The organism is Pseudomonas sp. NPDC087817, from assembly GCF_044742875.1.
GTDB lineage: Bacteria > Pseudomonadota > Gammaproteobacteria > Pseudomonadales > Pseudomonadaceae > Aquipseudomonas.
Window position 1 is genome coordinate 30,531 of record NZ_JBIUVJ010000048.1, and the last position, 10,124, is coordinate 40,654.

Below are 10,124 nucleotides of genomic sequence, written 5' to 3' on the forward strand. Positions count from 1 at the left end.
GGTGTTCAACCCGGCGACCCCGCTGGACGTGCTCAAGTACGTGATCGACAAGGTCGACATGGTCTTGCTGATGAGCGTCAACCCGGGCTTTGGCGGGCAGAAGTTCATTCCCGGCACCCTCGACAAACTGCGCGAAGCGCGGGCGATCATCGATGCCTCGGGCCGTGACATCCGTCTGGAAATCGATGGCGGCGTCAACGTCAACAACATCCGTGAAATCGCCGCCGCTGGCGCCGACACGTTCGTGGCCGGCTCGGCGATCTTCAACGCGCCGAACTATCAGGAAGTCATCGACAAGATGCGTTCCGAGCTGGCGCTGGCACGTCCATGAGCGGTTTTGAGCAGCTGTTCCCGGGCAAACTGCCACGGTTGGTGATGTTCGATCTGGATGGCACGCTGATCGACTCGGTTCCCGACCTGGCGGCAGCGGTGGACAACATGCTGCTCACCCTCGGCCGCCAACCTGCGGGCATCGACGCGGTGCGCGAGTGGGTTGGCAACGGCGCGCCAGTGCTGGTACGCCGCGCACTGGCCGGTGGCATCGATCATTCTTCCGTGGATGACGTCGAGGCCGAGCACGCGCTGGAGGTTTTCATGGAGGCTTACGGCGCCAGCCATGAGCTGACCGTGGTTTATCCCGGCGTGCGCGACACCCTCAAGTGGCTGCACAAGCAGGGCGTGGCAATGGCGCTGATCACCAACAAGCCGGAGCGCTTCGTCGCGCCGTTGCTGGATCAGATGAAGATCGGCCGCTACTTCAAGTGGATCATCGGCGGTGACACGCTCCCGCAGAAGAAGCCTGACCCGGCCGCGTTGTTCTTCGTGATGAAAATGGCCAACATCCCGGCCTCGCAATCGTTGTTCGTCGGCGACTCGCGCAGCGACGTGCTGGCGGCGAAAGCGGCAGGGGTCAAATGCGTGGCACTGAGTTACGGCTACAACCATGGCCGACCTATTGCCGAGGAATCCCCGGCGCTGGTGATCGACGATCTGCGCAAGCTAATTCCCGGTTGCCTCGGTACGGCCGCTGAGATAACGTTGCCCGACGCTTCTCAATCCCCTTCTGGAAACGCCATCGTGGTGGTCACCCGCAAACTCTGGATGTCAGTCATCAAGGCCCTGGCCCGCTGGCGTTGGCGCGCCTGACTTGTTCCTGGCCGGCCTGCCGGCGCGTTTGCACACCTGACTGATTTGCACCTCACACCACGAGGCACCTTATGATCCGCGAAGAATTCCTGCGCTTGGCCGCCGACGGCTACAACCGCATCCCGCTGGCCTGCGAAACCCTGGCCGACTTCGACACGCCGCTGTCGATCTACCTGAAACTGGCCGACCAGCCCAACTCCTACCTGCTCGAATCGGTGCAGGGCGGCGAGAAATGGGGCCGATATTCGATCATCGGCCTGCCGTGCCGCACCGTGTTGCGAGTTCACGACCATCACGTGAGCATCACTGTTGATGGCGTCGAAACCGAAAGCCACGACGTTGAAGATCCGTTGGCCTTCGTCGAAACCTTCAAGGCGCGCTACAACGTGCCGACCATCGCCGGTCTGCCGCGTTTCAACGGTGGCCTGGTCGGTTACTTCGGTTACGACTGCGTGCGTTATGTCGAGAAGCGCCTGGGCAAATGCCCGAACCCGGATCCGTTGGGCGTGCCAGACATTTTGCTGATGGTCTCCGACGCTGTCGTGGTGTTCGACAACCTCGCCGGCAAGATGCACGCGATTGTGCTGGCCGACCCGGCGCAAGCGGATGCATTCGAACAAGGTCAGGCGCAATTGCAGGCGTTGCTGGAAAAGCTCCGTCAGCCGATCACTCCGCGCCGTGGCCTGGATTTCAGCAAGCAGCAAGCGGCTGATCCGGTGTTCCGTTCCAGTTTCACCCAGGACGATTACGAAAAAGCCGTCGACACCATCAAGGAATACATCCTCGCCGGTGACTGCATGCAGGTCGTGCCGTCGCAGCGCATGTCGATTGACTTCAAGGCTGCGCCGATCGATCTGTACCGCGCACTGCGTTGTTTCAACCCGACGCCGTACATGTATTTCTTCAACTTCGGTGACTTCCATGTCGTCGGCAGTTCGCCGGAAGTGCTGGTGCGGGTCGAAGACAACCTGATCACCGTGCGCCCGATTGCCGGCACGCGCCCGCGTGGCGCCACCGAAGAAGCCGATCTGGCGCTGGAAGAAGACCTGCTGTCGGACGACAAAGAGATTGCCGAGCACTTGATGCTGATCGATCTGGGGCGTAACGACACGGGGCGTGTTTCGGAAATCGGCTCGGTGAAGCTCACCGAGAAAATGGTCATCGAGCGTTATTCCAACGTGATGCACATTGTTTCCAACGTCACTGGCCAGTTGAAAGAAGGGCTGACGGCGATGGATGCATTGCGGGCGATTCTGCCGGCGGGCACCTTGTCCGGCGCGCCGAAAATTCGTGCGATGGAAATCATCGACGAACTGGAGCCGGTCAAACGTGGCGTGTATGGCGGCGCAGTCGGTTACTTCGCCTGGAACGGCAACATGGACACTGCGATTGCGATCCGCACCGCGGTGATCAAGAACGGCGAGTTGCACGTGCAGGCCGGTGGCGGCATCGTCGCCGACTCGGTCCCGGCGCTGGAATGGGAAGAGACCCTGAACAAACGCCGCGCGATGTTCCGCGCCGTGGCCCTGGCCGAGCAAACCCCGGACTGACCACACATCCCCCTGTAGGCGTGAGCCTTTGTGGCGAGGGGATTTATCACCGATGGGGCGCGAAGCGGCCCTGAAAGCTGCAACACGGATTCTTCAGGTGTACCGTGCGCAATGGGTTTGCGACTGCTGCGCCGCCGATCGGGGCGGTGCGACGTTTCGCTAAATCCCCTCGCCACAGGTCAATGTCGCCCATCCCGGAAAATATGATCCATAAAAAAGCGGCGCCTGTGAGGGCGCCGCTTTTTTATGGCCTGCAACAAACCCCTGTAGGAGCCGCCGTAGGCTGCGATCTTTTGATCTACCGCTTAAAAATCCAATACCACCCCAACATTCACGCCCTGCTGGGTAAAGTCATCATCCTTGCGCAATGTGTACCCGCCACGCAGCGCCAGATCCGCCGTGAGCTTGTGGCTGACGCCCAAACTCAAACGGTTCAAGTGGCTCTGCGGCGTATAGCCCTCAAGCTTGAAGTCATTCGCCGGCAAGGTATTAAGCGCGATGTTGACCTTCTGCACATCATCTTCGTACTCACGCTCATGCGCGTACTCACCAAACACCTGAGTTTGCGGAGTGAAGTTGTACTTGCCCTGAATGCCGACGCCCAAACGTTTCGAATCGCGAGCCTGGTCATCGAAGGTCAGTGCCGTGGCGCGGTTGCTCTTCTCCGAGTAGCCATCGACATCGACGCTGGCATAATCGGCGCTGACGAACGGCGACAGATGCCATTCGCTGCCCGGCTGAGCGATGTCGTAACCGACACGGGTGCTGAAGGCCCACAGATGGCCGTCGGTATCACCCTTTTCCGCACCCTCGCTGGCGCCCAGGTCGAACTTGCGCTTGAGGTTGTCGTAGTCGAGTTTGCCGCCGGTCAATGCCGCGTCAGCCCACCAACGGTTTTGCTGGAATTGGGCAAACGCTGTAGCCAGATAGCTGTTGAGTTTGTAGTCCGAATCGTTATGACCGGCTTCCAGGTTCTGCCGGTAGAAACCCGCTGCCACGCCAACGCGCCAAGCATCGTTGAGGCGATAACTGCCGCCGACATTCAGGTTGTAACCGCTGCCATCGGCGCTGGCGCCGCTGCTTTGGCTGTCGACATCCAAGTGTTGGCCGCCGGCGGAGACAATCGCCCGCCATTGGCCGACCGCTTGCCAGTTCTCCCAGTCCGCCTGCCATTGGCTGCGCAGCTCATCCTGATGCGCACGCACGGTGGCGTGGGCCATTTCCGGCAACAGTGTCAGTTCCCACGGTGCGGCGAGCAGTGAATAGGCGTAATCGGAGATGAGTTTCTGTCCGGCTTCGGTCGGGTGTACGCCGTCGTTGTAGATCAACTTGCTCGGATCCGGTGTCGCACTGTTGATGCCGTAACGGGCGTTTTCCGGGCAACTGCTGCCGCTGAAGCAGGTCGCGGTCAGGTTTTGATCGGTGGCGAGGCCGAAGCGCCCCGGGTCGGCGAACACTTCCGACAACAACACCGGAATGTTCAACGGAATGATTTCGGCGTTGATGCCTTGCAGGCGGGTCACCAGTTGACTGTTGAACTGGCTGGCGAGCTGACTGCTGAACGCCTGCAACGGGGTACCGTTGATGGCCGGGGTCAGGCCGACGTCAGGCAACAGCCAGACCATCACGTATTTGGCGCCGGCAGTCTGCAGGGCTTGCACGCTGTCGGCCAATCGGTCGGCACCGGCATTGGCTTGAGGCAGGCTGAGAATCCGCCCTTGCAGGAAGTCGTTGCCGCCGCCGGAGATGTAGTACAGCGCGTTCGGATCGGCGCGCAAACCGTTCGACGGCAAGTAGCCTGCGCGGGTGCGTTCGCCGGTCGCGGATTGAGTGGTGATCGAATCGAGAATCTGGTCGGTACGATATCCGCCCACTGCCCAGTTGTTGCCATCCGGCAGGCCTTCGTTGGCGCGCACAGCCGAACTGGAAGACGCTGTCTGGTCCGGGGTGAAACCGAGGCGGCCACCGAGCAGTTGGGTGGCATTCAGCGAGCGCTGTTCACCGCTGCCGTCCAGATAAACCGGGCCGGTACGGTTGGTGTAGCGCTGAGTGGCACCGGCCGGGCCGCCGGTGTCGGTGAAGGTCCCGGCATCGTTGAGGCTGTCGCCGAAGACAATGAAATTCGAGTAGGGATTTGGCGCTGCATTCGCCTGGGCGCAGGCCAGTGCGAGCAAGCATCCGGCCAGCGGTACAAACAACGTCTGTTTGATCATGAGCAAGTCCGTTTATTTATTGTTGTAGGTGAACGAAACGACAGTACCAAAAACTTCCGGCCTTTTGCCATCGGTCGCGAATCCTCCCCCGGTTTTATCTCCCGCAGGCCCGGCCATATTGCACGCTCCGCCCAGCTAAGTTACTGTGCCGGAACGTATGAACGAGACCTTCCCCGTGTTGATCACCAGCAAACTTCTGGATCAAGTCATCAAGGCACACGCCCGCTGGCGTTGGCGCGCCTGAATCTTTTCTGCCGGCTCCGCCGGATCTGTATCGCTTTGCCTTCCTTGCCCGTTTGAAATACCGCTTTGCCGACGCCACTGGCGCGTCCGACATCGTGCAGCGCCCTGCGGGCAGGTCATCTGAAGGCTGTCTTCAAGTCAGAATTCAAGAGGTTCGAAACGCCATGTTGCTGATGATCGACAACTACGACTCCTTTACTTACAACGTTGTGCAATACCTCGGCGAGCTGGGTGCCGAAGTCAAAGTCGTGCGCAACGACGAACTGACCATCGCCGAAATCGAAGCGCTCAACCCCGAGCGTATCGTGGTGTCCCCCGGTCCGTGCACGCCGAGCGAAGCCGGCATCTCCATCGAAGCCATCAAGCACTTTGCCGGCAAACTGCCGATCCTCGGTGTCTGCCTCGGCCACCAGTCCATCGGCCAGGCCTTCGGTGGCGACGTAGTACGTGCCCGCCAAGTCATGCACGGTAAGACTAGCCCGGTATTCCACGAGGACAAGGGCGTTTTCCAAGGCCTGAATCATCCGCTGACCGTTACCCGTTATCACTCGCTGATCGTCAAGCACGAGACGTTGCCCGATTGCCTGGAGCTGACCGCGTGGACACAACACGATGACGGCAGCGTCGACGAAATCATGGGCCTGCGTCACAAGACCTTGAACATTGAGGGCGTACAGTTCCACCCCGAGTCGATCCTGACCGAACAGGGCCATGAACTGTTTGCCAACTTCCTCAAACAAACCGGCGGCACGCGCTAAGGACTTCCCATGAATATCAAGACAGCCCTGAGCCGTATCGTCGATCACCTCGACCTCAGCACCGATGAAATGCGCGACGTGATGCGCGAAATCATGACTGGCCAATGCACCGACGCGCAGATCGGCGCGTTCATGATGGCCATGCGCATGAAGAGCGAGAGCATCGACGAAATTGTCGGCGCCGTGTCGGTCATGCGCGAGCTGGCCGATCAGGTTGAACTGAAAACCCTCGACGGCGTAGTCGATGTGGTGGGTACCGGCGGTGACGGTGCCAACATCTTCAACGTGTCGACCGCTTCTTCCTTTGTTGTCGCCGCTGCCGGTTGCACCGTGGCCAAACACGGCAACCGCGCGGTCTCGGGCAAAAGCGGCAGTGCCGATCTGCTGGAGGCGGCCGGCATTTATCTGAACCTGACGCCGGTTCAAGTCGCCCGTTGCATCGACAACGTCGGCATCGGTTTCATGTTTGCCCAGACGCACCACAAAGCCATGAAGTACGCCGCCGGCCCGCGCCGCGATCTCGGTCTGCGTACGCTGTTCAACATGCTCGGCCCGCTTACGAATCCGGCCGGTGTGAAACATCAGGTGGTGGGCGTTTTCACTCAAGCCTTGTGCCGGCCGCTGGCCGAAGTCTTGCAGCGCCTGGGCAGCAAACATGTACTGGTCGTGCATTCGAAAGATGGCCTGGACGAATTCAGCCTCGCTGCGCCGACTTTTGTCGCCGAGCTGAAAAACAACGAAATCACTGAATATTGGGTCGAACCCGAAGACTTGGGCATGAAGAGCCAGAGCCTGCACGGTCTGTCGGTCGAAGGCCCGGAAGCGTCGCTGGCGCTGATTCGCGACGCGTTGGGCAAGCGCAAAACCGAAAACGGCCAGAAAGCCGCCGAAATGATTGTGCTCAATGCCGGTGCGGCGCTGTATGCCGCTGACCTGGCCAGCAGTTTGAAACAGGGCGTGGAGCTTGCGCACGACGCTCTGCACACTGGGCTCGCTCGGGAAAAACTCGAGGAGCTGGGTGCCTTTACCGCGGTATTCAAAGTGGAGAATGAGGGATGAGTGTACCGACGGTTCTGGAAAACATTCTGGCGCGCAAAGTTCAGGAAGTTGCCGAGCGTAGCGCTCGCGTCAGCCTGAGCGAGCTGGAAAGTCTGGCCAAGGCGGCCGATGCACCCCGTGGTTTTGCCCAGGCATTACTGGCGCAAGCCAAGAAGAAGCAGCCTGCGGTGATTGCCGAAATCAAAAAGGCCTCGCCGAGCAAAGGCGTGATCCGCGAGAACTTCGTGCCGGCCGACATCGCCAAAAGCTACGAGAAGGGCGGGGCGACCTGCCTGTCGGTGCTGACCGACATCGATTACTTCCAGGGCGCCGACATCTACCTGCAACAGGCGCGTGCGGCGTGCAAGTTGCCGGTGATCCGCAAGGACTTCATGATCGACCCGTACCAGATCGTCGAAGCCCGTGCGCTCGGCGCCGACTGCGTGCTGTTGATCGTCTCCGCACTGGATGACGTGAAAATGGCCGAGCTGGCATCCGTCGCCAAAGGCGTCGGTCTCGACGTGCTGGTGGAAGTGCATGACGGCGATGAGCTGGAGCGCGCGTTGAAAACCCTCGACACGCCGTTAGTTGGGATCAACAACCGCAACCTGCACACCTTCGACGTCAGCCTGGAAACCACCCTCGACCTGTTGCCGCGTATTCCGCGTGATCGCCTGGTCATTACCGAGAGCGGCATTCTCAACCGCGCCGATGTCGAGCTGATGGAAATCAGTGACGTTTACGCGTTTTTGGTCGGCGAGGCGTTCATGCGCGCGGAAAACCCGGGCACCGAACTGCAGCGGTTGTTCTTCCCGGAGCGCGGTGGTCCGGTAGTCAGCGGTTCGACCCTCGACTGATCAAGTCTTCTCAGGCGCCCGCGTCCCCTGTGGGAGCGGGCTTGCCCGCGAAGGCGGCATAAGACTCACCTCAGACTCATCGTCCTACGGAACCCTTATGATCCCCACCCCCCTGACCATCGAAGCCGGCCTGCAAGCCGAACAGGATTTACTGGCCTCGATCTGCGCCGGCGACGCCGAGTTCGGGCTGCTGTTCTGGCAACCCAGCGACCGCGCCCTGGTCATGCCGCGCCGCCTCAATCGCCTGCCCGGATTCGAACACGCCTGCGAAGTCTCCGCTGCTGCCGGTTGGCCGGTGCTGTTGCGTGAAACCGGCGGTGAACCGGTCCCGCAATCGACCGCAACCATCAACATCGCCTTGGTCTACGCCCCGCCACGCAGCGAAGGCGATCTGAACCGGATCGAAACCGGCTATCGACGTCTGTGCGATCCGATCTGTCAGTTACTCGATGAGTTGGGTGGTGTTTCGTCGTTGGGTGAAATCGACGGTGCGTTCTGCGATGGTCGCTTCAACGTCAATCTCGACGGTCGCAAAATGGTCGGCACGGCTCAACGTTGGCGCCAGAGTCAGGGCGGGCAACGTCCGGTTGGCTTGGTTCACGGTGCAATGCTGATGGATAACGAGCGTGAATCGATGGTGGCGGCCGTCAATCGCTTCAACGAAGCTTGCGGCCTGGAGCAGCGGGTGCGGGCGCAAAGCCACATTGCCCTGCACGAAAAATTCAACGCGCCACAGGCGTTGGCGCGTCTTGATGAGTTGTTTCGTCTGATGCTGGCGCAGATGTACAGCGCCTGATTTTTACCGGCTTACCGTGTACCGAAGACCACCATGGTCTTGCCTTTCACATCGACCAGGTTGCGTTCCTCAAGATCCTTGAGCACGCGACCAACCATCTCCCGCGAACAGCCGACAATCCGTCCGATTTCCTGGCGGGTCACCTTGATCTGCATGCCGTCCGGGTGGGTCATGGCGTCCGGCTGCTTGCACAACTCCAGCAGGCAACGGGCGACACGACCGGTGACGTCGAAGAATGCCAGATCGCCGACCTTGCGCGTGGTGTTGCGCAGGCGTTGTGCGATTTGTCCGCTCAGCACGTAAAGAATGTCTGGATCCTGCTGGGACAATTCGCGGAACTTGGCGTAGCTGATTTCGGCGATTTCGCATTCGACCTTGGCTCGCACCCAGGCACTGCGTTCTTGCTCCTGGCCGGCCTGTTCGAACAGGCCCAGTTCACCGAAGAAATCTCCGGCGTTGAGGTAAGCGATGATCATCTCGCGGCCATCGTCATCCTCGATCAGGATCGTCACCGAGCCCTTGATGATGAAGTACAGCGTATCGGAACGGTCGCCAGCACAAATAATGTTGCTCTTGGCCGCATGGCGACGACGCTGGCAATGCATCAGCAGCTTGTCGAGGTTCTTGATTTTGGGTGTTGGGGTAATAGCAACCATGGTTGTATCCCGAAAAGACTGCACGGTGATGTTTGATTTTTTTATGAGGCGCTGAAGGCGGTCGCTACACAGCTGGCATGGGCGCCAGCGAATTGGCGCCAGCTTACCAGACACTTCGTCGAAAATTCGAGAAATTACCTACGTCCTAGAGGCATCCGTCCTAGGATCGCCGCTGGCTGTCAGACCGGGGCGCTGTGCTAAGCTGGCGACCCTTTTTTCTACAGTGGAGTCTTGGCGATGAAGGCACGCATCCAATGGGCTGGCGAAGCCATGTTCCTCGGCGAGTCCGGCAGCGGTCATGTCGTGGTCATGGATGGTCCGCCGGACGCCGGTGGTCGTAATCTGGGTGTTCGCCCGATGGAGATGCTGCTGCTGGGCGTCGGCGGCTGCAGTAACTTCGACGTGGTCAGCATTCTGAAGAAGTCCCGTCAGGCTGTTGAGAGCTGCGAAGCCTTCCTTGAAGCCGAGCGCGCAACCGAAGATCCGAAGGTGTTCACCAAGATTCATATGCACTTCGTGGTCAAGGGCCGTGGCCTGAAAGAAGCCCAGGTCAAACGCGCCATCGAGCTATCCGCCGAAAAGTATTGCTCGGCCTCGATCATGCTTGGCGCCGCAGGTGTGGCAATTACCCACGACTACGAAATCATCGAACTCGGTTGAGCCGACATTCAACTATCATAAAAGCAGTGCAGACTCTGGCGATCCCCCGCTGACGTCTGCATAATGCGCCACTTTTTTCAGGGCAGTGATCGGTCAACCGACGGGTCATCCGCCTGAACAGATAACCAAAATCGCCATCGCGTAGAGGTGTTAACCGTCCTACGCAGTTGCGTTGTTGGCACTTGACGGGCATGCTTGATAACGCTG

General features: G+C 59.8%; 10 protein-coding genes. 8 read left to right on the forward strand and 2 right to left on the reverse strand.

Translation table 11 applies throughout. From position 1 onward, the window contains the following. From ACIONG_RS23035 to trpE, 3 genes are all read left to right on the forward strand, one after another. Positions 1-331, forward strand: a 331-nt coding sequence (locus ACIONG_RS23035) for a ribulose-phosphate 3-epimerase (protein ID WP_401302907.1), incomplete at its 5' end; no start/stop codon positions are given. Continuing rightward, on the forward strand, positions 328-1,146 hold the full coding sequence (locus tag ACIONG_RS23040) for a phosphoglycolate phosphatase (RefSeq protein ID WP_401302909.1): 819 nt from the start codon (positions 328-330) through the stop codon (positions 1,144-1,146). The genes ACIONG_RS23035 and ACIONG_RS23040, both read left to right, overlap by 4 nt. 71 nt (positions 1,147-1,217) lie before the next feature. Next, positions 1,218-2,696, forward strand: coding sequence for an anthranilate synthase component I (gene trpE / locus ACIONG_RS23045; protein ID WP_315446220.1), 1,479 nt, complete (start codon positions 1,218-1,220; stop codon positions 2,694-2,696). A 305-nt stretch (positions 2,697-3,001) separates the two neighbouring features. Here the strand turns inward: trpE and estP are convergent, their stop codons facing one another. Beyond that, a complete protein-coding gene (gene estP / locus ACIONG_RS23050; protein ID WP_401302911.1) occupies positions 3,002-4,909 on the reverse strand; it encodes an esterase EstP in 1,908 nt (635 codons plus the stop codon). 407 nt (positions 4,910-5,316) lie between these two features. Here estP and ACIONG_RS23055 point away from each other — a divergent pair, with 407 nt between their 5' ends. The 4 genes from ACIONG_RS23055 to ACIONG_RS23070 all read left to right on the forward strand — a co-directional run bounded on the left by ACIONG_RS23055 (position 5,317) and on the right by ACIONG_RS23070 (position 8,601). Further along, positions 5,317-5,910, forward strand: coding sequence for an aminodeoxychorismate/anthranilate synthase component II (locus ACIONG_RS23055; protein WP_213026735.1), 594 nt, complete (start codon positions 5,317-5,319; stop codon positions 5,908-5,910). A 9-nt stretch (positions 5,911-5,919) separates the two neighbouring features. Next, entirely contained in the window at positions 5,920-6,969 is a 1,050-nt protein-coding gene (trpD, locus tag ACIONG_RS23060) for an anthranilate phosphoribosyltransferase (protein ID WP_103304391.1), read from the forward strand. Further along, the gene (trpC, locus tag ACIONG_RS23065; protein ID WP_103304390.1) at positions 6,966-7,805 is read left to right on the forward strand and encodes an indole-3-glycerol phosphate synthase TrpC; all 840 of its coding nucleotides are present in this window, start codon (positions 6,966-6,968) and stop codon (positions 7,803-7,805) included. The genes trpD and trpC overlap by 4 nt, the downstream gene beginning before the upstream one ends. 97 nt (positions 7,806-7,902) lie before the next feature. Continuing rightward, on the forward strand, positions 7,903-8,601 hold the full coding sequence (locus ACIONG_RS23070) for a lipoyl protein ligase domain-containing protein (protein ID WP_103304389.1): 699 nt from the start codon (positions 7,903-7,905) through the stop codon (positions 8,599-8,601). Positions 8,602-8,612: 11 nt separating this feature from the next. Here the strand turns inward: ACIONG_RS23070 and crp are convergent, their stop codons facing one another. Further along, on the reverse strand, positions 8,613-9,257 hold the full coding sequence (gene crp, locus ACIONG_RS23075) for a cAMP-activated global transcriptional regulator CRP (protein WP_103304388.1): 645 nt from the start codon (positions 9,255-9,257) through the stop codon (positions 8,613-8,615). Positions 9,258-9,494: 237 nt separating this feature from the next. Here crp and ACIONG_RS23080 point away from each other — a divergent pair, with 237 nt between their 5' ends. Continuing rightward, positions 9,495-9,917 (forward strand): OsmC family protein, encoded by a 423-nt coding sequence (locus tag ACIONG_RS23080; protein ID WP_007941657.1) that lies wholly within the window; start codon positions 9,495-9,497, stop codon positions 9,915-9,917. Positions 9,918-10,124 lie beyond the last annotated feature (207 nt).